General features: G+C 72.4%; 20 protein-coding genes. 12 read left to right on the top strand and 8 right to left on the bottom strand.

Annotated features, from left to right (window positions below; all coding sequences use genetic code 11):
* Positions 1–776 precede the first annotated feature (776 nt).
* The 5 genes from AB8Z75_RS14055 (at position 777) to AB8Z75_RS14035 (ending at position 6,185) form a co-directional block, all read left to right on the top strand.
* Positions 777–2,921 carry a PhoH family protein gene (locus AB8Z75_RS14055; RefSeq protein ID WP_369201838.1) on the top strand — a complete coding sequence of 715 codons (2,145 nt, stop codon included), beginning with the start codon at positions 777–779 and terminating at the stop codon, positions 2,919–2,921.
* 12 nt (positions 2,922–2,933) lie between these two features.
* The gene (gene ybeY / locus AB8Z75_RS14050; protein ID WP_369201837.1) at positions 2,934–3,434 is read left to right on the top strand and encodes an rRNA maturation RNase YbeY; all 501 of its coding nucleotides are present in this window, start codon (positions 2,934–2,936) and stop codon (positions 3,432–3,434) included.
* Positions 3,431–4,768, top strand: coding sequence for a hemolysin family protein (locus AB8Z75_RS14045; protein ID WP_369201836.1), 1,338 nt, complete (start codon positions 3,431–3,433; stop codon positions 4,766–4,768). Before ybeY ends, AB8Z75_RS14045 begins: the two co-directional genes overlap by 4 nt.
* 111 nt (positions 4,769–4,879) lie before the next feature.
* Complete coding sequence (locus tag AB8Z75_RS14040) at positions 4,880–5,242, top strand: MmcQ/YjbR family DNA-binding protein (RefSeq protein ID WP_369201835.1); 363 nt, start codon at positions 4,880–4,882, stop codon at positions 5,240–5,242.
* A gap of 130 nt (positions 5,243–5,372) precedes the next feature.
* A complete protein-coding gene (locus AB8Z75_RS14035) occupies positions 5,373–6,185 on the top strand; it encodes a hypothetical protein (protein WP_369201834.1) in 813 nt (270 codons plus the stop codon).
* A gap of 3 nt (positions 6,186–6,188) precedes the next feature.
* On the opposite strand, the gene AB8Z75_RS14030 is transcribed toward AB8Z75_RS14035, so the two are convergent.
* Positions 6,189–7,676 (bottom strand): MFS transporter, encoded by a 1,488-nt coding sequence (locus AB8Z75_RS14030; RefSeq protein WP_369201833.1) that lies wholly within the window; start codon positions 7,674–7,676, stop codon positions 6,189–6,191.
* A 262-nt stretch (positions 7,677–7,938) separates the two neighbouring features.
* Here AB8Z75_RS14030 and AB8Z75_RS14025 point away from each other — a divergent pair, with 262 nt between their 5' ends.
* From AB8Z75_RS14025 to AB8Z75_RS14010, 4 genes are all read left to right on the top strand, one after another.
* A complete protein-coding gene (locus AB8Z75_RS14025) occupies positions 7,939–8,769 on the top strand; it encodes a helix-turn-helix transcriptional regulator (protein ID WP_369201841.1) in 831 nt (276 codons plus the stop codon).
* Between the two features lie 93 nt (positions 8,770–8,862).
* A complete protein-coding gene (locus AB8Z75_RS14020) occupies positions 8,863–9,216 on the top strand; it encodes a cytidine deaminase (protein ID WP_369201840.1) in 354 nt (117 codons plus the stop codon).
* Between the two features lie 65 nt (positions 9,217–9,281).
* Positions 9,282–10,253: a GTPase Era gene (gene era / locus AB8Z75_RS14015; RefSeq protein ID WP_369201832.1), complete on the top strand. Its 972-nt coding sequence runs from the start codon at positions 9,282–9,284 to the stop codon at positions 10,251–10,253.
* Positions 10,254–10,344: 91 nt separating this feature from the next.
* Positions 10,345–11,346 carry a pyridoxal-phosphate dependent enzyme gene (locus tag AB8Z75_RS14010; RefSeq protein ID WP_369201831.1) on the top strand — a complete coding sequence of 334 codons (1,002 nt, stop codon included), beginning with the start codon at positions 10,345–10,347 and terminating at the stop codon, positions 11,344–11,346.
* 54 nt (positions 11,347–11,400) lie between these two features.
* Here the strand turns inward: AB8Z75_RS14010 and AB8Z75_RS14005 are convergent, their stop codons facing one another.
* Positions 11,401–12,333 carry an alpha/beta fold hydrolase gene (locus tag AB8Z75_RS14005; RefSeq protein ID WP_369201830.1) on the bottom strand — a complete coding sequence of 311 codons (933 nt, stop codon included), beginning with the start codon at positions 12,331–12,333 and terminating at the stop codon, positions 11,401–11,403.
* Positions 12,334–12,543: 210 nt separating this feature from the next.
* Between AB8Z75_RS14005 and AB8Z75_RS14000 the strand changes: the two genes are divergently transcribed.
* A complete protein-coding gene (locus tag AB8Z75_RS14000) occupies positions 12,544–13,155 on the top strand; it encodes a TetR/AcrR family transcriptional regulator (RefSeq protein WP_369201839.1) in 612 nt (203 codons plus the stop codon).
* Positions 13,156–13,293: 138 nt separating this feature from the next.
* On the opposite strand, the gene AB8Z75_RS13995 is transcribed toward AB8Z75_RS14000, so the two are convergent.
* The 6 genes from AB8Z75_RS13995 to hrcA form a co-directional block, all read right to left on the bottom strand.
* Positions 13,294–14,214, bottom strand: coding sequence for a ribonuclease Z (locus tag AB8Z75_RS13995; RefSeq protein ID WP_369201829.1), 921 nt, complete (start codon positions 14,212–14,214; stop codon positions 13,294–13,296).
* 45 nt (positions 14,215–14,259) lie between these two features.
* Positions 14,260–14,646, bottom strand: coding sequence for a histidine triad nucleotide-binding protein (locus tag AB8Z75_RS13990; protein WP_369201828.1), 387 nt, complete (start codon positions 14,644–14,646; stop codon positions 14,260–14,262).
* A 99-nt stretch (positions 14,647–14,745) separates the two neighbouring features.
* Complete coding sequence (locus AB8Z75_RS13985) at positions 14,746–15,483, bottom strand: 16S rRNA (uracil(1498)-N(3))-methyltransferase (protein ID WP_369201827.1); 738 nt, start codon at positions 15,481–15,483, stop codon at positions 14,746–14,748.
* Positions 15,480–16,571, bottom strand: a complete 1,092-nt coding sequence (locus tag AB8Z75_RS13980; RefSeq protein ID WP_369201826.1) for a nitronate monooxygenase — start codon at positions 16,569–16,571, stop codon at positions 15,480–15,482. The genes AB8Z75_RS13985 and AB8Z75_RS13980 overlap by 4 nt, the downstream gene beginning before the upstream one ends.
* Before the next feature lie 100 nt (positions 16,572–16,671).
* Positions 16,672–17,805, bottom strand: coding sequence for a molecular chaperone DnaJ (gene dnaJ, locus AB8Z75_RS13975; RefSeq protein ID WP_369201825.1), 1,134 nt, complete (start codon positions 17,803–17,805; stop codon positions 16,672–16,674).
* Position 17,806: 1 nt separating this feature from the next.
* Positions 17,807–18,823 (bottom strand): heat-inducible transcriptional repressor HrcA, encoded by a 1,017-nt coding sequence (gene hrcA, locus AB8Z75_RS13970; RefSeq protein ID WP_369201824.1) that lies wholly within the window; start codon positions 18,821–18,823, stop codon positions 17,807–17,809.
* 219 nt (positions 18,824–19,042) lie between these two features.
* Here hrcA and AB8Z75_RS13965 point away from each other — a divergent pair, with 219 nt between their 5' ends.
* A complete protein-coding gene (locus AB8Z75_RS13965; RefSeq protein WP_369201823.1) occupies positions 19,043–19,894 on the top strand; it encodes an MBL fold metallo-hydrolase in 852 nt (283 codons plus the stop codon).
* 13 nt (positions 19,895–19,907) lie between these two features.
* Positions 19,908–20,680, top strand: a 773-nt coding sequence (locus AB8Z75_RS13960; RefSeq protein ID WP_369201822.1) for a DUF3097 family protein, incomplete at its 3' end; no start/stop codon positions are given.

The following is a 20,680-nucleotide window of genomic DNA, read 5'->3' as shown; positions in this document are numbered from 1 at the left end:
GTGCGACCACCAGGGCCCACCCGCCCCGGTGGTCGCACCGACGCCGGTGTCGCGGTAGGCGCGGCCGTATCGCGGTAGGCGCGGCCGTGCCCCCCCCCCCCCCCCCCCCCCCCCCCCCCCCCCCCCCCCCCCCCCCCCCCCCCCCCCCCCCCCCCCCCCGCGGCACGGCTGCGCCTGCCGCGGCAGGCGCAGCCGTGCCGCGGCAGGCGCAGCCGTGSCGCGGTAGGCGCGGCCGTGCCGCGGCAGGCGCAGCCGTGCCGCGGCAGGCGCAGCCGTGCCGCGGTAGGCGCGGCCGTGCCGCGGCAGGCGCAGCCGTGCCGCGGCAGGCGCAGCCGTGCCGCGGCAGGCGCAGCCGTGCCGCGGCAGGCGCAGCCGTGCCGCGGCAGGCGCAGCCGTGCCGCGGCAGGCGCAGCCGAGGATGTTCCCGCGGTGGCCGCGGGCCGGCCGGCCACTCCGCGACGACAGCCCGTGCGAAGCGGTGGCCGCGGGGCAATGTTCTCGGCGACGAGCCCGCCCCGGTAGCCGAGCGCGGCGCTGCGTGGGGTGGGGCGGCACCGTTCCCAGGTCCGGTGCGGGTGAGCGTGCGAGGGCGTCCACGCGGGGAGGCCTCCGGCCCAGGCCCTCCCCCATCGGTTACGCTCCGTGTCCGCGAGGGCGGCGCTCCCCCCGTCTCGCCCTCAGCAAAACGGGTGAGCCCCACGGGAGGGGCGTCGTACCCTGGAAGCCGTAGCAACAACGGCGCAGAGAGGGAGATGAGCAGGCCCCAGAGGCCGCCCATGACGCAGACAACCCCATCCCAGGCCGGATCCGGGCAGGAGACAGCCCGCTTCACCGTGCCTCCCAAGCACCCGATGGTCACGGTGCTGGGCTCCGGAGACTCTCTGCTGCGCGTCATCGAGGACGCGTTCCCGGACACGGACATCCACGTCCGGGGGAACGAGATCAGCGCGACCGGTAACCCGGCGGAGGTGGCGCTCGTCCAGCGCCTTTTCGACGAGATGATGCTGGTGCTGCGCACCGGCCAGCCGATGACGGAGGACGCGGTGGAGCGCTCCATCTCCATGCTCCGCGCACAGGAGAACGGCACGGGCGACACCGACGAGACGCCCGCCGAGGTGCTCACCCAGAACATCCTCTCCAACCGTGGCCGCACGATCCGCCCCAAGACGCTCAACCAGAAGCGGTACGTGGACGCGATCGACAACTACACGGTCGTCTTCGGCATCGGCCCGGCCGGCACCGGCAAGACGTATCTGGCGATGGCCAAGGCGGTGCAGGCGCTCCAGGCCAAGCAGGTCACGCGGATCATCCTGACGCGTCCCGCCGTGGAGGCGGGCGAGCGGCTCGGCTACCTGCCGGGCACGCTGTACGAGAAGATCGACCCATATCTGCGGCCGCTGTACGACGCGCTGCACGACATGCTGGACCCCGACTCGATCCCCCGGCTGATGGCGGCGGGCACCATCGAGGTCGCCCCGCTGGCCTACATGCGCGGTCGGGCACAGCCGGTGTTCACCAACGTGCTGACGCCGGACGGCTGGCGTCCCATCGGTGATCTCCAGGTCGGTGATCTGGTCTTCGGTTCCAACGGCGAACCCACCCCCGTCCTCGGTGTCTACCCCCAGGGAGAAAAGGACGTCTACCGGGTCACCGCGCAGGACGGCTCGTGGACCCTCTGCTGCGGTGAACACCTGTGGACGGTCAGGACGGCCTCGGACAAGCGACGGAACAAACCGTGGCGAGTCCTGGAGACCCAGGAAATGATCGGCAACTTGCGGGCGGCCCATGCGCGGCGCTACGAGCTTCCCATGCTGACGGCGCCGGTGTGCTTCCCCGAGCGCGAGGTTCCGATGGACCCCTACGCGTTGGGACTGCTCCTCGGTGACGGGTGCATGACCGGTTCGACGACTCCTTCTTTCGCCACCGCGGACCCCGAGCTGGCCGACGCCCTGGCGACGGCCCTCCCCGGGACCCGGGTACGCCACAAGGGCGGTGTCGACTACACGCTGAACCGGATCAAGGAGCCAGGCGACGTCGTCACCCTGGAGAACCCTGTCACCGGCGCCCTGCGGAAACTGGATCTTTTCGGCTCCCGCTCGGTCTCGAAGTTCGTACCGGATCTCTACCTGCACAACTCCGCTGATGTACGGCTCGCGATACTCCAGGGCCTGCTTGACAGCGACGGCGGACCGGTAAGCCAGCGGGACCGGACGTGCCGGATTCAGTTCACGACCACATCGATCCTGCTGCGGGACGATGTCGTCACTCTGGTGCAGTCGCTCGGCGGGGTTGCCTACACGCGCAGGCGGGCCACTGAGGGACGGACGGCGGGCAGGGCGAAGGGACGCGACATCACCTACCGCCGTGACGCTCACGTCGTCGACATCAGGCTTCCTGAAGGCGTCGAGCCGTTCAGGCTGGAGCGGAAGCGTCAGACCTACCTGGCGGCAGGTGGTGGTGGACGCCCGATGCGGTTCATCGACAGCATCGAGCCGGCCGGGCGCGAGGAAACGGTCTGCATCCAGGTCGCCGCTGAGGACTCGCTGTACGTCACCAGCGACCACCTGCTGACACACAACACGCTCAACGACGCGTTCATCATCCTGGACGAGGCGCAGAACACGAACCCCGAGCAGATGAAGATGTTCCTCACCCGGCTCGGTTTCGACTCCAAGATAGTGATCACGGGTGACGTGACGCAGGTGGATCTGCCCGGCGGCACGAAGAGCGGGCTGCGCCAGGTGCGGGAGATCCTGGAGGGCGTCGAGGATGTCCACTTCTCGCAGCTGACCAGCACCGACGTGGTCCGGCACAAACTGGTGGGCCGTATCGTCGACGCGTACGACCGCTACGACAGCGCCCGCGAGGTCCAGGGTGAGGGCGAGGCCCCGCCCAGGCGGAACAACGGCAAGAGGAAGTAGTCGACCCGCACCATGTCGATCGACGTCAACAACGAGTCAGGGCACCAGGTCGACGAGCAGGCACTGCTCGACATCGCCCGTTACGCGCTGGCCCGGATGCGTATCCATCCGCTCTCGGAGCTGTCGGTGATCTGCGTCGACCCCGAGACGATCGAGCAGCTGCACCTCCAGTGGATGGATCTGCCGGGGCCCACGGACGTGATGTCCTTCCCGATGGACGAGCTGCGCCCGCCCTCCCGGGACGAGGAGGAGCCCCCGCAGGGACTCCTCGGGGACATCGTGCTCTGCCCCCAGGTCGCGACCAAGCAGGGCGCGGACGCGCCGACCCAGCACTCCATGGACGAGGAGTTGCAGTTGCTCACCGTGCACGGAGTGCTGCACCTGCTGGGCTACGACCACGAGGAGCCCGCCGAGCGGGCCGAGATGTTCGGTCTGCAGTCCGCGATCGTCGACGGCTGGCGCGCCGAGCAGGGCTTGACCGGGCCGTCTCCCGCGCCCACCACCACCTCGTGAGCACGCCGCTGATCGCAGCCGTCGTGCTGCTGGTGATCGTGGCCTGGCTGGCCGCGTGCGCCGAGACGGGCCTGGCCCGTACGACCAGCTACCGCGCCGAGGAGGCGGTCCGCCAGGGGCGGCGCGGCAGCGACAAGCTGGCGGCCGTGGCCGCCGACCCGACCCGCTACCTCAACCTCGCCCTGCTGCTGCGGGTGGCGTGCGAGGTGGCGGCCGGGTCGCTGGTGACGTACGCGTGTCTGCGGGCCATCGACGGCACCTGGCAGGCGCTGGCCGTCGCGATAGGGGTCATGGTCTTCGCCTCCTACGTGGCGATCGGCGTCTCGCCCCGCACCATCGGCCGCCAGCACCCCCTCAACACGGCGACGGCCTCCGCCTTCGTGCTGCTCCCGCTGGCCCGCATCCTGGGCCCCGTGCCGCAGTTGCTGATCCTGCTGGGCAACGCGCTGACGCCGGGCAAGGGGTTCCGCAAGGGCCCGTTCGCCAGCGAGGCGGAGCTGCGCGCGATGGTCGACCTCGCCGAGCAGGAGTCGCTGATCGAGGCGGAGGAGCGGAAGATGGTGCACTCCGTCTTCCAGCTCGGCGACCGGCTGGTGCGCGAGGTGATGGTGCCGCGTACCGACCTGATCACCATCGAGCGGTTCAAGACGATCCGCCAGGCGCTGACCCTGGCGCTGCGCTCCGGCTTCTCGCGCATCCCCGTGGTGGGCGAGAACGAGGACGACGTGGTGGGCATCGTCTACCTCAAGGATCTGGCGCGGAAGGTGCACATCAGCCGCGAGGCGGAGAGCGAGCTGGTCTCGACCGCGATGCGGCCCGCCACCTTCGTGCCCGACACCAAGAACGCCGGTGACCTGCTGCGCGAGATGCAGCAGGACCGCATTCACGTGTCCGTCGTCATCGACGAGTACGGCAGCACGGCGGGCGTCGTGACCATCGAGGACATCCTGGAGGAGATCGTCGGAGAGATCACCGACGAGTACGACCGCGAGCTGCCGCCCGTCGAGGACCTGGGCGAGGGCCGCTACCGCGTCACCGCGCGCCTCGACATCGCCGATCTGGGCGAGCTGTACGGGCTCACCGGCTGGGACGACGAGGACGTGGAGACGGTCGGTGGGCTGCTGGCCAAGTCGCTGGGCCGGGTCCCGATCGCCGGGGCCACGACCGTCGTGGACGTCACCGAGGACCACTCGGATCCGACGCTGACGGGCCTGCGGCTGACGGCCGAGTCCCCTGCCGGGCGCCGCAACAAGATCGTCACGGTGCTGGTCGAGGCGGTGCGCGAGCCCGTGACGACCGACGGCGAGCAGAGCACGGCCGTCTCAGAGGGCTGAGGCGGCGGCGGGCGCGTCTCCCGTCGCCCGTCGCCCGCCGTGACCGCCGTGGCCACCGTGCCCGGCCACCGTGCCCGCCGTGTTGTCCTACCCCGTCCCTAGGCTGGGCTCATGACGCCGGAGGAGCTCAGAGCCTGCTGTCTGCGACAGAACGGAGCGTGGGAGGACTTTCCGTTCCCCGCGAACCCCGGCCTGTCCACGTTCAAGGTCAACGGGAGGATCTTCGCCTTCAGTTCGCTGGACGAAGCGCCGCTGTCGGTCAGCCTCAAGTGCGAGCCGGAGATCGCGCTGCGGCTGCGCGCGACGTACCCGGCGGTGCGGCCCGGCTGGCACCTCAACAAGCGGCACTGGAACACGGTCACGCTCGACGGCAGCCTCCCGGACCGCGCGGTGCGGGAGATGGTCGAGGACTCCTGGGACCTGGTGGTCGCCGGGCTGCCCCGCTGGGAGCGGCTGCGGCTGGGCGGCGGCTGACCCGATCCGGCGAGCCAGGGCACGGGCCTGCCCGCCAGGTACGCCGTCGCCCGTTCGGGCGAGGCGGGCTGGCGGCCCGCGCCGGGAGCTGGTGCGGTGAGGGGGAACCCTCGTCGAAAGGCCCCCCGTCATGCCGCGTCCTCGCCCCTTCCACCGCCGTGCCCCGCTCGTCGGTGTCCTGTCCGCCGCTGTCCTGCTGTCCGTCGCAGGGTGCGGCGGTGGCAGCGAGTCCAACTCCAGCGGAGACTCGCCCTCGCCCACGAAGTCCGACGCCACACCCACAGGATCGCCCTCGAAGGCGCAGGGCCCGCTCAGCGAACAGCAGGCCCGCGCGGCGCTGGTGGTCGAGCAGAACCTGCCGGCGGGCTGGAAGAGCGCGGACCTCGACGACACCACGGCGGCGGGTGACGCGCCCGACGACCTGAGCACCAAGGACCGCAACTGCAAGAAGCTGATGGACGCGCTCGGCGGCGACCTGGACAAGCACGAGGCCAGGACCGACGCCGCCCGCGACTACAGCAAGGGTGCGAGGGGCCCGTACCTGTCCAGCGAGATCGCCTCCTACGACAGCACTCGCGGCGCGAAGCGGGCGCTGAGCACCTTCAAGAGCGTGCGGGACAGCTGCAAGAAGGTCACCACCCGCAACAACGCGGTCACCGTCGACTGGAAGGTCTCCGAGCTGAAGACCAAGGCCGGTGGCGACAGCGCGGGCGCCCGCCTGCGGGGCACCGCCAAGGGCGGCCCGGCGGACGGGAAACAGCTCACGCTGGACCTCGTCCTCACCCGGGCGCAGCAGTCCACCACGGGTCTGGCCCTGCTCACCACCGGCAAGGGCGACACCGGGATGACCACCGATGTGGCCAAGGAGGCGGCCAAGCGCCTCAAGGCGGTCGCCAAGGGCCGGACGCCCACTCCGACGGTGCCGCCGGAGCGGGACGACTGACCCTCAGCCCCGGCCGGAAACCGCGCGGCGGCGCCCCACCGTGAGGGCGACAAGCAGGCCGACCGCCAGCAGCGCCGCGGCGTCGGCGGCGACGCTCAGCCTGATACCGGCGAGCGTCGCCGCGGCGGCGGAGGCGCCGTCGGCGCGGACGGCACCGGCCCAGCCGACGGACAGGGCGCTCAGCAGTGGAATGCCCAGCGCCATGCCCAGCTGCATCGCGCTGGTCACCAGGGAGGTGGCGCGGCCCTGTTCGGCGTCGGCCAGCCCCGAGGTGGCCGTCACCCCGTAGGTGACGACCGCGACCAGGTGCAGGGCGCTGGCCAGCGAGATCGCGACCACGACCAGCCACAGCCCGGAGTCCACGCCGAGCCCGACCAGCGCCGCGGTCAGCGCCCCCTGACCCGTCAGGGCGAGGGCCAGGGTGCGACCGGCGCCGACGCGGCGCGCGATCCGGGGAGCCAGGGCGCCGCCCGCGACCGAGGCGAGGCCCTGCACGCCGAAGACGAGTCCGGTGACGAGCGCGGAGACGCCCAGCAGGTCCTGCAGGTAGAGGGTCATGAGGAAGACGACGGCGGTCATCATCGAGACGGTGGCCAGACCGCCCAGGTTGCCGAAGGCGACGGTGGGGCGGCGCAGCATCCACAGCGGCAGCAGCGGTTCGGCGCTGCGGGCCTCGACGCGGACGAACACTCCGAGCAGCACGATGCCGGCCACCAGCGCGACCCGCACGTCGGTCCTGGCGAAGCCCTCCTCGGCCGCCGTGGACAGCCCGTAGACCAGCGCGAAGAGGCCCGCGGTGACGGTGAGGGCACCGGGTACGTCGAGCCGGGCGCGCTCCCCCCTGCTCTCGGACAGCAGCCGCGGCGCGAGCACCAGCACGAGGACGCCGCCGGCACCGAGCAGGCCCATGGTGGAGCGCCAGCCGAGGGTGTCGGTCAGGATGCCGCCGACGACCATGCCGACGGTGAAGCCGAGCGCCATCAGGGAGCCGTTGATGCTCAGCGCCTTGGTGCGCTTGGGGCCCTCGGCGAAAGAGGTGGTGATCAGCGCCATGCCGGTGGGCACGAGGGCGGCGGCGCCCACGCCCTGGAGCGCGCGGGCCGCCAGGAAGAGACCCGCGTCGGGGGCGAGGGCCGCCAGCACGGAGGCGGCGGTGAAGAGGGCGAGGCCCGCCAGGAACGTGCGGCGGCGGCCGAGTTGGTCACCCAGGCGGCCGAAGAGCAGCAGGAAGCTCCCGGTGGGCAGCGCGAACGCGGTCACCGCCCACTGGAGTCCGGCCTCGCCCAGCCCCAGGTCGGGGCCGAGGACGGGCAGGGCGACGTTGAGGACGGAGAAGTCGAGCGCGACGAGGAACTGGGAGGCGCACAGCACCACCAGCACCAGCACCTCGCGCGGGGTGAAGCGGTGGGAGGCGGCGCTGCCGGCCGGCGGTGCGGCCGGGTGCTGCTGGGCCTGGGCGGTCGTCTGAGGGACGGGAGCGGTGGTTGGCATGCCCCTGAGCCTGCTGGCGCGGAACAGACGGTGGGGAGCCGCTGTTTATGGTGGTGCTCGCACCACCAGCCAGGAGGGGGATCAGGTGGCACGTTCCGTACGGAGCCGACCGGAGGGCACGGCGTCGAGGACCGCGGAGGCGGCGCCGGAGAGGGCGGCGTCGAAAACAGCGGAGAGGGCGGCAGAAGCGACGGCTGAGGAGACGGCCCGCAAGACGGCCCAGGGGGCGCGGCAGCGGGGAAGGACCCGCAGGGGCGAGGAGTTGCGCGACTTCCTCCGCTCCCGCCGGGCCCGGGTCTCGCCCGCCGACGCGGGGCTCCCCGCCGGCGGCCCCCGGCGCAGGACGCCGGGGCTGCGCCGCGAGGAGGTCGCCGTCCTCGCCGGAGTGGGCGCCTCCTGGTACCAGTGGCTGGAGCAGGGCCGCGACATCAGCGTCTCCCCGCAGGTGCTGGACGCGGTGGCGCGGGTGCTGCGGATGAGCCAGACCGAGCGCCGTCACCTGTACGTGCTGGCCGGGCTCAACCCGCCGCTTCCCGAGTCCGAGTACGACCCCGACTACCTGTGCGACGGATTCCAGCGGCTGATCGACGGCTGGATGCCCTACCCGGCGCACATCATGGACCCGTACTTCAGCGCGGTCGGGATGAACGAGGCGGCCCGCCTGGTGATGGGCATCGAGCCCCAGGAGAACTGCATCATCAACTTCTTCTGCGACGACCGCTACCGCGCCCGCTCGCTCAGCTGGGAGCGGAACGCGCCCGGTGTGGTGGCCGAGCTGCGCGCCTCGCTCGCGGAGTGGCCCCACGACGAGGGGTTCCGGCTGCTGCTGGACGAGCTCCTGCGCAACAGCCCGGAGTTCAGCGCGCTGTGGGCGCGGGGCGACGTGTGCCGGCCGGGGCAGCGGCTCAAGGAGCTGGACCACCCGGTCGTCGGCGCCCTGCACTTCGAGACGACGACGCTTCAGGTGCCGGCCCGCCCCGACCTCCACCTCGTCCTGCACAACCCCGTCGCGGGGACCGGCACGGCGGAGAAGCTGGCGCGGCTGGCCGATCCCGAGGTGCGCCGCGCGGGGATGCACCGGGTCGCGGGGTGATATCCGAGGGCACCCGGGTCGCGAGGGGCCCTGGACTCGGGGTGACTCCTCGCGGGTGCGCGCGCACCGCATATGCTCGCCGTCATGAGTGACGTGAGCAGCACGGACGGGCTCGACCCGGAAGACCGCAAGATCCTCACGCTGGCACGCAGCGCCCGCGCCCGCAACGCCGTCCCCGAGGGCGCCGCCGTACGGGACGAGACCGGCCGCACCTACGTGGCGGGCTCCGTCGCGCTGCCCTCGCTCCAGCTGTCGGCACTGCGCACGGCCGTGGCCATGGCCGTGGCCTCGGGTGCGAAGTCCCTGGAGGCCGCGGCCGTCGTCGCGGACGCGGAAGTGGTGCCCGGCGAGGACCTGGCGACCGTACGCGACCTGGGCGGCCCCGCCACACCCGTGCTCCTCGCGGGCCCGGACGGCACCCTGCGTGCGACCGTGACGGCGGGCTGAGCCCCGCGTCAGCGGGGTCGGAGCGGTGTGCGGACCGGCACCGGCCATCGGGGACAATGGAGCGTATGAACGCTTCCTCCACCGCCCCCGGTGCCGCCGCAGGCCACGATCCGGACGAGGCCGAGTACCGCTCGGGCTTCGCCTGCTTCGTCGGCCGCCCGAACGCGGGCAAGTCGACGCTGACCAACGCGCTGGTGGGCACGAAGGTCGCGATCACCTCCACCAGGCCGCAGACCACCAGGCACACGGTGCGCGGCATCGTGCACAGGGCCGACGCACAGCTCGTCCTGGTGGACACCCCCGGGCTGCACAAACCGCGGACCCTGCTGGGCGAACGCCTCAACGACGTGGTGCGCACCACCTGGGCCGAGGTCGACGTCATCGGCTTCTGCGTCCCCGCCGACCAGAAGATCGGCCCCGGTGACCGGTTCATCGCGGGGGAGCTGGCCGGGGTGCGGAAGAAGACCCCGAAGGTCGCCGTCGTGACCAAGACCGACCTGGTGACGAACGAGGCCCTCGCCGAGCAGCTCATGGCCGTCGACCAGCTCGGCAAGGAGCTGGGCATCGAGTGGGCCGAGATCGTCCCGGTCTCCGGTACCGCGGGCACCCAGGTGGAGCTGCTGGCCGACCTGCTGGTGCCGCTGCTGCCCGAGGGCCCGCCGCTGTACCCGGACGGCGACCTGACGGACGAGCCGGAGCAGGTCATGGTCGCCGAGCTGATCCGCGAGGCCGCGCTGGAAGGCGTCCGTGACGAGCTGCCGCACTCGATCGCGGTCGTGGTGGAGGAAATGGTGCCCCGCGAGGGCCGCCCGGCGGACCGTCCCCTGCTGGACGTGCACGCCAACATCTACCTGGAGCGGCCCAGTCAGAAGGGCATCGTCATCGGGCCCAAGGGCAAGCGGCTCAAGGAGGTCGGCTCCACCTCCCGCCGCCACATCGAGGCGCTGCTGGGCACCCCCGTCTACCTCGACCTGCACGTCAAGGTCGCCAAGGACTGGCAACGCGACCCCAAGCAGCTGCGCAGGCTCGGTTTCTGAAGCCCTCCCGGACGCCGGACGCCGACCGCCGGACGCCGGGCACAGAGCCTGCTCCTCGCAGGGTGTCGTACCCCTGGGATACCGTCACAGGGTGACCGAGACCACCGATTCCGTACTCACGCTGGACGACGTCCGGCAGGCGGCCACCCGTATCGAGACGGGAGTGCACCGGACCCCGGTCGTGCGCTCCCGGACGCTCGACCGGCTGGTGGGCGCCGAGGTGTTCCTCAAGTGTGAGAACCTCCAGCGGGCCGGCGCCTTCAAGTTCCGCGGGGCCTACAACTGGATGACGCAGCTCACGCCCCGCCAGCGGGAGCACGGCGTGGTCGCCTACTCGTCCGGCAACCACGCGCAGGCGGTCGCGCTCGCCGCCCGCGAGTTCAACACCAGCGCCGTCATCGTCATGCCGGCCGACGCCCCCACCGCCAAGCGGGACGCGACAGCCGGGTACGGAGCCGAGGTCGTCACCTACGACCGCTACACCGAGAGCAGGGAAGCGATCGGCGAGCAGCTCGCCGCCGACCGCGGGCTGACCCTCATCCCGCCCTACGACCACCCGCGCACCATGGCGGGCCAGGGCACCGCGGCCCTGGAGCTGCTGGAGGAGGTGGGCGAGTTGGACGCGCTGCTCGTCCCGGTGGGCGGTGGCGGGCTGGCCGCCGGATGCGCCACCGCCGCCAAGGGGCTGTATCCCGGCATGCGCGTGGTCGGCGTCGAGCCGGAGGCGGGCGACGACACCGCCCGCTCCCTGGCGGCCGGCGAGCGGGTGAGCGTTCCGGTGCCGCACACCATCGCCGACGCCCTGACCGCCACCACGCCCGGCGCCCTGACGTATCCGGTCAACCGGCGGCTCCTGGAGAGCGTGCTGCTGGTGAGCGAGGACGAACTGCGCACGGCGATGCGGTTCGTCCTCGAACGGCTCAAGATGCTGGTCGAGCCCGCGGGCGCCTGCGCGCTGGCCGCCCTGCTCGCCGACCGCCTCGACCCTGCGCGCGCGGGGTGCCTGGCGGACGAGGGCCCGGGGAGGGTGGGCGTCATCCTCTCGGGCGGCAACATCGGCATGGAGCGGCTGATGCGCGTCATGGGCGGCTGACCCAGGCTGGGGGGATCTCGGTACAGCGGCCGACGCCCAGCCGTTGCTCTGGGGTCAACCGCTCGCAGTGAGGAAACCGGCGAGAGCGGCGGCGACGGCGTCGGGTTGTTCGTCCGGGAGGAAGTGGCCTGCGTCCGGCACGACGATCCCGGTGGTGTGGTCGGCCCACGGCCTGAGCGAAGCCGCCATGTCGGGGATGGAGCCGTGGCTGCCGGAAACCCCGAGAACCGGCACCGTCAGGCGGTGCTGTTCGAGGGCCTGGTGATTCTTCCGCGCCGACTGCGCGGCGTCCCGGTAGTAGGCCAGGGAAGCGCGGAGTCCGCCGTCAGCGGCGACGGCCGCGGCGTACTGCTCGATCTCCACGTCGTCGAAGGTGTCGGGGGCGAGGGACTTGGCCTTCAGGAACCAGCCGACGTACGCGCGTTCACGGCCTGTGAGCAGTGTTTCGGGCAGTTCTGGCACGAGATGGAAGGCGAAGTGCCAGGTTTTCCACGCCGCCTCGGGGTCGGTCGGGACGGCGTCGGGGAGAGTGACGCCCGGGATGCCGGCGTCGAGCAGTACGAGGCCGTGCAACCGGCTCTCGTACTTCAGGGCGAGGGAGAAGGCGACCCAGGCACCGATGTCGTGGGCGGCCAGCCAGTATGTCGACACTCCGAGCGCTCGCACCGCGGCGTGGACGTACGCGGCGACCGTGTGCGTGTCGTAGCTGCCGTCCGGGCGTGCGGAGTGGCCCTGGCCCGGCAGGTCGATCGCGATGACGTGGAACCGGTCGGCCAGCCCGGGCATCACCTTTCGCCACGCCCACCAGGTCTGCGGGAAACCGGCGAGCAGCACGAGGGCCGGACCGTTCGGCTGACCGCCCTCGACCGCGTGGAGCCGGACGCCGTCCGCGTCGACCCAGCGGTGGGTGAAGCCCGCCAGGTCGTGCAGTGGCAGGCCGCGCACCGGGTTGCCGGGGACGCGGGCGGTGGTTTCCGGGTCAGTCATGGTTTTCCTCCCTCGGTACAGGGCGCGTTGGTCCGGCACGTCCGGCCGGGACCGGGCCCGCGGGCGCGGTGGACACGACGCGAACGGCCCCCGTGTGCACGCGCTCCGAACAGACGCTAGCCATCTTGGATCGTTCGGTCAAAGATAGCCTGACCGATCGGTCCAAGATGCGGGTAGACTCACAGCAGTGACAGGGAGGAGGTGGACACTGTGTCCGGCCGGAAGCAGTTCGACATCGGCGCGGCCCTGGACCAGGCCATGCGGGTGTTCTGGCAGCGCGGGTACGCGGACGCCTCACTCGAAGCCCTCGCTTCGGCCACCGGCCTCGGCCGCGGCTCCCTCTACGGCACCTTCGGCAACAAGGAGACCCTGTTCGGAAAGTGCCTGGACCGCTACGCGTCGATCTACGGCGCGCAGTACGAGCAGGCGCTCGCGGCGCACCCCGGCGACCCGGTGCGCGCCGTCGAAGCGTTCTTCGACGTCACCCTCGGCCGTATCGCCGACCCGTCGGTCCCCGCGGGGTGCCTCATCGCCCAGTCCGCCGCGCAGTCACTGACGCTGAAGCCGGAGAACGGCGTGCAGGTGCGCGGCCTGCTCGACACACAGCACAGGCGGGTACGTGCGGCACTGGCGGACTCCTCGTCCGGCAGCGGGACGCTCGATGAACTCGCCACGTTCGTCGTCGCCGTCAACCAGTCGCTGGCCGTACTGAGCCGCGCCGGCACCTCGGACGCCGAACTGCGCTCCGTGGCCCGCCTCGCATGCTCGACGGTGGCGGACACCGTCGCCAAGGCGACCTCCGAGGACGCCGGCCAGGGCTGACGGGCACCGTCAGGCGCTCATCGGCCTTCGGCCCGTCGAGCACGGCGAGACCGACGAGCCCACCCCTGACTACGGCACCGGCGAGCCCACCGGCACCGCGCCCGTGACGGCGTCATGACCGGCTGCCCCCGCAGGGGTTCAGCGCCGCTTGGGCACCGGCACCCGCGTCAGATCCTGTGCCGCCGTCAGCGTCCCCTCGAACCCGGCGGCACGCGCCTCGGCGGCGAACAGGGCGGTGTCCTGGTAGCGCTGCGAGAAGTGGGTCAGCACCAGATGGCGTACGCCCGCCTCGGCGGCCACGCGGCCCGCCTGGAACGCCGTCAGGTGCCCCGAGACCTCGGCGAGTTCCGCGTCGGCGTGCAGGAACGTCGCCTCGATGACGAGCATGTCGCAGCCCTGCGCCAGCTCGTACACCCCGTCGCACAGCCGGGTGTCCATGACGAAGGCGAACCGCTGCCCCTCACGGGGCTCGCTGACCTCCTCCAGACGCACCCCGCGCAGCTCCCCGCTCCGCTGCAACAGGCCCACGTCCGGACCGCTGATGCCACGCTCGGCGAGCTTCTCCGGCAGCATCCGGCGGGTGTCGGGCTCGGTCAGCCGGTATCCGAACGCGTCGATACGGTGCGAGAGTTCCCGCGCCTCCAGGGTGAAGGGCACCTCGGGTTCGCGCTCGCCGCCGGCGATCACGCCGGGACCGGTGACGGGCGCCTGGCGGAGCGCCACCGTGTCGTGGAACGGCGTGGCATGGCGCAGCCGCTCGAAGTACGCCTGCCCGCTCGCCGGGTAGTGGGCCGTCACCTCGTGCGGCACCCCGTCGAGGCTCATGTGCTGGATGACGCCCGGCAGCCCGAGGGTGTGGTCCCCGTGGAAGTGCGTCAGGCAGATCCGCGTCAGGTCGTGCGCGGCGACGGACGTGTGCAGCATCTGCCGCTGCGTCCCCTCACCAGGGTCGAACAGGATGCCTTCGCCGTCCCACAGGAGGACGTACCCGTTGTGGTTCCGCTGCCGCGTGGGCACCTGGCTTGCGGTGCCCAGAACGACCAGCTCTCGCACTGACAACGCGCGTCACCTGTACCCGGTCATGGCCTGGTCACCGTCCGCCGGTCACCCGGGCGGCCATTCGAGGCCCCGGCCGCCCAGCACGTGCGCGTGCGTGTGGAAGACCGTCTGACCGGCTCCGGAACCGGTGTTGAAGACCACGCGGTAGCCGGTGTGGGGCCCGCCGCCGTCGGCCGGGACGAGCTTCTCCATCGCCGCGACCTCGCCCGCCTCACGCACCACGTCGGCGAGCACCTCAGGTGCGGCAGCCGCCAGGGAGGCGGCGTCCGGGTAGTGCGCCTTCGGGATGACCAGCACGTGCGTGGGGGCCTGCGGGTTGATGTCGCGGAACGCGATGGTGGTCTCCGTCTCCCGCACCAGCGTCGCGGGCACGTCACCCGCGACGATCTTGCAGAACAGGCAGTCCTGCTGCGGTTCTCCGTTGGAAGCCATGCCCGGATGTTACCCGAGGCCGCTGTCCCGCCCTCTCACCGATTCCGCAGGGTGGCTCCCCGTCGAAGCGGGCGCCGCCCTCCCCTGGCGGACACACCCTCACCCCCAGCGGCCCGACCGCGCCAGCACCACCGCCGCGGCAGCCGTTCCGGCGGTGGACGTCCGCAGCACGCTCGGCCCGAGCCGGAACGGCGCCGCACCCGCCCGCGCGAACAGCTCCAACTCCTCCGGAGCGACCCCGCCCTCGGGCCCGACCACCAGCACGATCCGTCCCGAGGACGGCAGCGGCGCCGTCGCCAGCGGCACACCGCCCTCCTCGTGCAGCACGCCGGCGAAGTCGGCGCCGGCGAGCAACTCCGCCACCTGCTGCGAGGACGCCAGGTCCGCCACCGCGGGGAACCGCAGCCGCCGCGCCTGCTTCCCCGCTTCCCGCGCCGTGCTGCGCCACTTGCCGAGCGCCTTGGCGGCGCGCTCCCCCTTCCACCGGGTGACGGCCCGCGAGGCGGCCCACGGGACGATCGCGTCCACGCCCGTCTCCGTCATCGTCTCGACGGCCAACTCGCCCCTGTCGCCCTTGGGAAGGGCCTGGACGACGGTGATGTCGGGGTGTGGCTCCGGCTCCGTGCGGACCTCGCGGACGGCGACCTCCAGCCGGTCCTTTCCCTCCACGGCGGTGACGCTGCCGTAGGCGCCGGTTCCCGCGCCGTCGGTGAGGACGACCTCTTCGCCAGGACGCAGCCGGCGCACCGAGACGGCGTGCCGCCCCTCGGGGCCGTCGAGCACGACCGTGCCGCCGCCGAGCAGCGCCGTGTCGGCGAGGAAGACCGGAGCGCTCATGCCAGCGCCTCCCGCGCGGCGGCGATCTCGGCCACCAGCACCTCCACGAGCTCCCCCGCGGGCAGCTCGCGGGCGAGCCTGTGGCCCTGCCCGGCCCACAGCGCCATGGCCTGCGGGTCGCCCGCCTGGGCCGCGGCCTTGCGCAGCCCGGACGTCAGATAGTGCACCTGCGGATACGCGGAGGGCGCGTACGGGCCGTGCTCGCGCAGGAAGCGGTTGACCAGTCCGCGCGCCGCACGCCCGGAGAAGGCGCGGGTGAACTCGGTACGCGTGAACGTCGGGTTGGTCATGGCCTGCTTGTGCAGCGGATCGGCGCCGGACTCCGGGGTGACGAGGAAGGCGGTACCCAACTGGGCGGCCGTCGCACCGGCGGCCAGCACCGCGGCGATCTGCCCGCCGCGCATCAGCCCGCCCGAGGCGACGAGCGGCAGCCGCACGGCCTCCCTGGCCTGGGCGACGAGGGAGAGCAGCCCTATGCCGCCGCTGCCGGGCTCGCGCTGCGGATCGTCACGGTGCGAGCCCAGGTGGCCACCCGCCTCGATGCCCTGGACGCACACGGCGTCCGCGCCCGCCTCCTGCGCGGCCCGTGCCTCCGCGACGGAGGTCGCCGTCACGAGGGTGCGGGTGCCCGCCTTCGCCAGCCGTTCCAGGTCGGCGCCCGAGGGGCAGCCGAAGGTGAACGAGACGAGGGGCACCGGGTCCTCCAGCAGGATCGCCAGCTTCGCCTCGTACGCGTCGTCTGTCGTGCCCTCCGTGTCACCCAGTTCCGTCTCGTACCAGGCTGCCTCACCGGCGAGCTGCTCGCGGTAGACCTCGACCGCGGCGGGATCGGCGGTCCGCGGCTGCGGCATGAACAGGTTCACGCCGAAAGGACGGCCCGTGAGCCGGCGCACCTGTTTGATCTGCTCGTACATCGCCTCCGGCGTCTTGTAGCCGGCCGCGAGGAAGCCCAGACCCCCCGCCTCGCTCACGGCCGCGGCCAACTCGGGCCCTGAGGCCCCACCGGCCATCGGTGCCTGGATGACGGGGTGCTCGATCAGCTCGGTCAGCGCGGACGGCGAAGGCATTGAGGTGTGCGGGGTGGGCATGACGCCATCCTGCCACGCCCCCGCAAGACGGCCTCACAGCCCGTTACCGCACCCCTCGCACCCGTTCCCGGGGGTCCCGGGGAACGCAGGGCCGCCCGGGTCACCGCCCGTTGAAGGCGTCCTTCAGGCGGGAGAACAGGCCCTGCTGGCCCGGCTGGAACTGGCCCGTGGGCCGCTCCTCGCCGCGCAGCTTGGCGAGGCGGCGGAGCAGCTCCTCCTGCTCCGGCTCCAGCTTGGAGGGGGTGGTGACCTCGACGTGGACGATGAGCTGGCCGCGCCCGCCGCCGCGCAGGTGGGTGACGCCGCGCTCGTGGAGCGGCACCGACTGTCCCGACTGGGTGCCCGGGCGGATGTCGATCTCTTCCATGCCGTCCAACGTCTCCAGCGGCACCTTGGTGCCGAGAGCCGCAGCCGTCATGGGGATGGTGACGGTGCAGTGCAGGTCGTCACCGCGCCGCTGGAAGGTCGGATGGGAGTTCTCGTGGATCTCCACGTACAGGTCGCCCGCGGGGCCGCCGCCGGGGCCGACCTCGCCCTCGCCGGCGAGCTGGATGCGGGTGCCGTTGTCGACACCGGCGGGGATCTTCACCGTCAGGCTGCGCCGCGAGCGGATCCGGCCGTCGCCGGCGCACTCCGGGCAGGGCGTGGGCACGACGGTACCGAAGCCCTGGCACTGGGGGCAGGGCCGGGAGGTCATGACCTGCCCCAGGAAGGAGCGGGTGACCTGGGAGACCTCGCCGCGGCCTCGGCACATGTCGCAGGTCTGCGCCGAGGTGCCGGGGGCCGCGCCCTCGCCGCTGCACGTGTTGCAGACGACGGCGGTGTCGACCTGGATGTCCTTGGTGGTGCCGAACGCGGCCTCGTCCAGCTCGATGTCCAGGCGGATCATGGCGTCCTGGCCGCGGCGGGTGCGCGAGCGCGGGCCGCGCTGCGCCGCGGTGCCGAAGAAGGCGTCCATGATGTCGCTGAAGTTGCCGAAGCCGCCGCCGAAGCCGCCCGCTCCGCCTCCCGCCGCGCCGGAGGCCGGGTCTCCGCCCAGGTCGTAGACCTGCTTCTTCTGCGGGTCGGAGAGCACCTCGTAGGCGGTGTTGATCTCCTTGAACCGCTCCTGGGTCTTCGGGTCCGGGTTGACGTCCGGGTGCAGCTCGCGGGCGAGCCTGCGGAAAGCCTTCTTGATCTCGTCCTGCGAGGCGTCGCGCTGCACGCCGAGGACCGCGTAGTAGTCCGTCGCCACCTTATGACTCCGCCAGGATCTGTCCGACGTACCGTGCCACTGCGCGTACAGCTCCCATCGTTCCGGGGTAGTCCATGCGGGTCGGTCCGACCACGCCGAGTTTGGCGACTGCTTCGTCGCCCGAACCGTAGCCGACGGAGACGACCGATGTGGAACTCAGTCCCTCGTGCTGGTTCTCGTGCCCGATTCGTACGGTCATGCCCGGGTCTTTGGCCTCACCGAGCAGCTTGAGGAGGACGACCTGCTCCTCCAGCGCCTCCAGGACCGGGCGGATCGTGAGCGGGAAGTCGTGACCGAAGCGGGTGAGGTTGGCGGTGCCGCCGATCATCAGCCGCTCCTCCGTCTCCTCGACCAGGGTCTCCAGAAGAGTGGCCAGGACGGTGGAGATGGTGGCGCGGTCGTCGGCGTCGAACGCCTCGGGCAGGTCCTGCACCAGGGAGGGCACCTCGGCGAACCGCTGCCCGACCACGCGGCTGTTGAGCCGGGCGCGCAGGTCGGCCAGGACCGTCTCGCCGATCGGCGCCGGGCAGTCGATCATGCGCTGCTCGACGCGGCCCGTGTCGGTGATCAGCACCAGCATCAGCCGCGCGGGCGCGAGCCCGAGCAGCTCGACGTGGCGCACCGTCGAACGCGTCAGCGAGGGGTACTGCACGACGGCGACCTGCCGGGTGAGCTGGGCGAGCAGCCGCACCGTGCGCCCCACGACGTCGTCGAGGTCGACGGCGCCGTCGAGGAAGTTCTGGATCGCGCGCCGCTCCGGCGACGACAGCGGCTTGACGCCGGCGAGCTTGTCGACGAACAGCCGGTACCCCTTGTCGGTGGGGATACGTCCCGCGCTGGTGTGCGGCTGCGCGATGTAGCCCTCGTCCTCCAGGGCCGCCATGTCGTTACGCACGGTGGCAGGAGACACCTTCAGGTTGTGCCGCTCCGTGAGAACCTTGGAGCCCACCGGCTCCTCGGTGCCGACGTAGTCCTGGACGATGGCGCGGAGCACTTCCAGTCGGCGCTCGCTGAGCATGGCGCACACCTCCCGTCCGGCCGCTGGTCCAAACCCGTTTTTTCGGCGGTCATCCCTGGCACTTCGCCTGGCACTCTGCAGGCCGGAGTGCCAAGCCCCTGAGCCAGTGTACGGCCGGTCACCACAGCCGGGGCAAGGGCCGCCTCATCCACCGCACCGAACCGTACCCCGCGGCCCGGGAGGGGAGCGCCGGTCGCGCACTGCCGTTAGCGTCGTCGTATGCAGGCGCACGGGAACAGCCGCACGCACACGCCCCACATGCCGCACACGCCGCGGGCAGCCGGCGCGGCCGAAGGACGCGGCGCCGGCGAGGACGCTCACGTCCCCGGCGCGGGCGGTGCGCTCGCGCCCGCGGGCGCCGAGGACCGCAAATGGGAGCGGCTCGCGAACGGGGTGGTGCGGCGCAGGCTGCCGGAGTGGGACGCGACGGTGGGCGCCGTCAGCGGCGACGACGGGGCCCTGGTGATCGACACCGGCTCCTCGCTGCGGGAGGGCGCCGGAATCCGCACCGACGTGGCCGCGCTGCTGGGCCGCCGGGTGAGGTGGGTCGCCCTCACGCACCCGCACTTCGACCACGTCTTCGGCACCGCCGTCTTCTCCGGCGCCCAGGTGTACGCGGCGGTCGGGACCGCCGCGTTCCTCGGCCGGCACGGCGAGACGCTACGGGACGACGCGGTCGCACACGGGCTGCTGGAGGACGAGGCCGCCGAGGCGGCCGACGTCCTGCCGCGCCCGCACCATCCCGTCAGCGGGCAGCTGACCCTCGACCTGGGCGGGCGCGAGGTCGTCCTGGTCAACGTGGGCCCTGCCCACACCGAACACGACCTGGCCGTGCTGGTGCCGGGAGACCCCGACGTCGTCTTCTGCGGGGACCTGGTGGAGGAGTCCGGCGAGCCGCAGGCCGGAGACGACGCCCACCCCGCCCGCTGGCCCGCCGCCCTGGACCGGCTGCTGGCCCTGGGCGGCGAGGAAGCGCTGTACGTGCCCGGGCACGGGGCCGTCGTCGACGCGGCGTTCCTGCGGGCGCAACGGGAGGAGCTGGCGCAGCGGTTCGCCGGCCTGGACGCGTAGCAGAATGTGCCCCATGCGCAGCCGTCACGACCGTTACGACAATCCCGACCTGACTCCTCCGTGGAAGCGGAAGCAGCCCGTGCCCGAGGTGGCCGCCGAACCGGACCTGGTGGTCGAGGAGGTCACCACGGGGTTCTGCGGAGCGGTCGTACGGTGCGAGAAGACCGCCGAGGGGCCGACCGTCACCCTGGAGGACCGCTTCGGCAAGCACCGGGTCTTCCCCCTGGCACCGCGCGGCTTCCTGCTGGAGGGGCGGACCGTCACGCTCGTGAGGCCCCGGGCCACCCCTGCCGCGGCGGCTGCCGCGGGGCCGCGGCTGACCGCCTCGGGCTCGATCGCCGTACCCGGCGCACGGGCCCGGGTGGCGCGCGCCGGACGCATCTACGTCGAGGGACGGCACGACGCGGAGCTGGTGGAGAAGGTATGGGGGGACGACCTGCGCATCGAGGGGGTCGTCGTGGAGTACCTGGAGGGCGTCGACGACCTGCCCGCCGTCGTCGAATCCTTCGCGCCCGCCCCCGACGCGCGACTCGGGGTGCTCGTGGACCACCTGGTACCGGGTTCGAAGGAGTCGCGGATCGCGGCGGAGGTGGGAGCGCGCAGCGGGGGGAACGTGCTGGTCGTCGGGCACCCCTACATCGACATCTGGGAGGCCGTGAAACCCGCCTCCGTAGGGATCGGCGGGTGGCCCCGGGTGCCCAGGGGGACGGACTGGAAGCTCGGGGTGTGCGCGGGGCTGGGCTSGGAGCCGAACACGGGCGCCGCCTGGCAGCGCATCCTGGGCAC

This window comes from Streptomyces sp. PU-14G (genome assembly GCF_041028275.1).
In the GTDB taxonomy this organism is placed as follows: Bacteria; Actinomycetota; Actinomycetes; order Streptomycetales; family Streptomycetaceae; genus Streptomyces.
This window is presented reverse-complemented; position numbering and strand designations above follow the sequence as displayed.

What these genes read in the sequence shown, in the direction of transcription:
- AB8Z75_RS14055 (WP_369201838.1), top strand. Translation starts at nt 777, where the DNA reads ATGACGCAGACAACCCCATCCCAGGCCGGATCCGGGCAGGAGACAGCC.
- ybeY (WP_369201837.1), top strand. Translation starts at nt 2,934, where the DNA reads ATGTCGATCGACGTCAACAACGAGTCAGGGCACCAGGTCGACGAGCAG.
- AB8Z75_RS14040 (WP_369201835.1), top strand. Translation starts at nt 4,880, where the DNA reads ATGACGCCGGAGGAGCTCAGAGCCTGCTGTCTGCGACAGAACGGAGCG.
- AB8Z75_RS14035 (WP_369201834.1), top strand. Translation starts at nt 5,373, where the DNA reads ATGCCGCGTCCTCGCCCCTTCCACCGCCGTGCCCCGCTCGTCGGTGTC.
- AB8Z75_RS14030 (WP_369201833.1), bottom strand. Translation starts at nt 7,676, where the DNA reads ATGCCAACCACCGCTCCCGTCCCTCAGACGACCGCCCAGGCCCAGCAG.
- era (WP_369201832.1), top strand. Translation starts at nt 9,282, where the DNA reads ATGAACGCTTCCTCCACCGCCCCCGGTGCCGCCGCAGGCCACGATCCG.
- AB8Z75_RS14005 (WP_369201830.1), bottom strand. Translation starts at nt 12,333, where the DNA reads ATGACTGACCCGGAAACCACCGCCCGCGTCCCCGGCAACCCGGTGCGC.
- AB8Z75_RS13990 (WP_369201828.1), bottom strand. Translation starts at nt 14,646, where the DNA reads ATGGCTTCCAACGGAGAACCGCAGCAGGACTGCCTGTTCTGCAAGATC.
- AB8Z75_RS13985 (WP_369201827.1), bottom strand. Translation starts at nt 15,483, where the DNA reads ATGAGCGCTCCGGTCTTCCTCGCCGACACGGCGCTGCTCGGCGGCGGC.
- AB8Z75_RS13980 (WP_369201826.1), bottom strand. Translation starts at nt 16,571, where the DNA reads ATGCCCACCCCGCACACCTCAATGCCTTCGCCGTCCGCGCTGACCGAG.
- hrcA (WP_369201824.1), bottom strand. Translation starts at nt 18,823, where the DNA reads ATGCTCAGCGAGCGCCGACTGGAAGTGCTCCGCGCCATCGTCCAGGAC.
- AB8Z75_RS13965 (WP_369201823.1), top strand. Translation starts at nt 19,043, where the DNA reads ATGCAGGCGCACGGGAACAGCCGCACGCACACGCCCCACATGCCGCAC.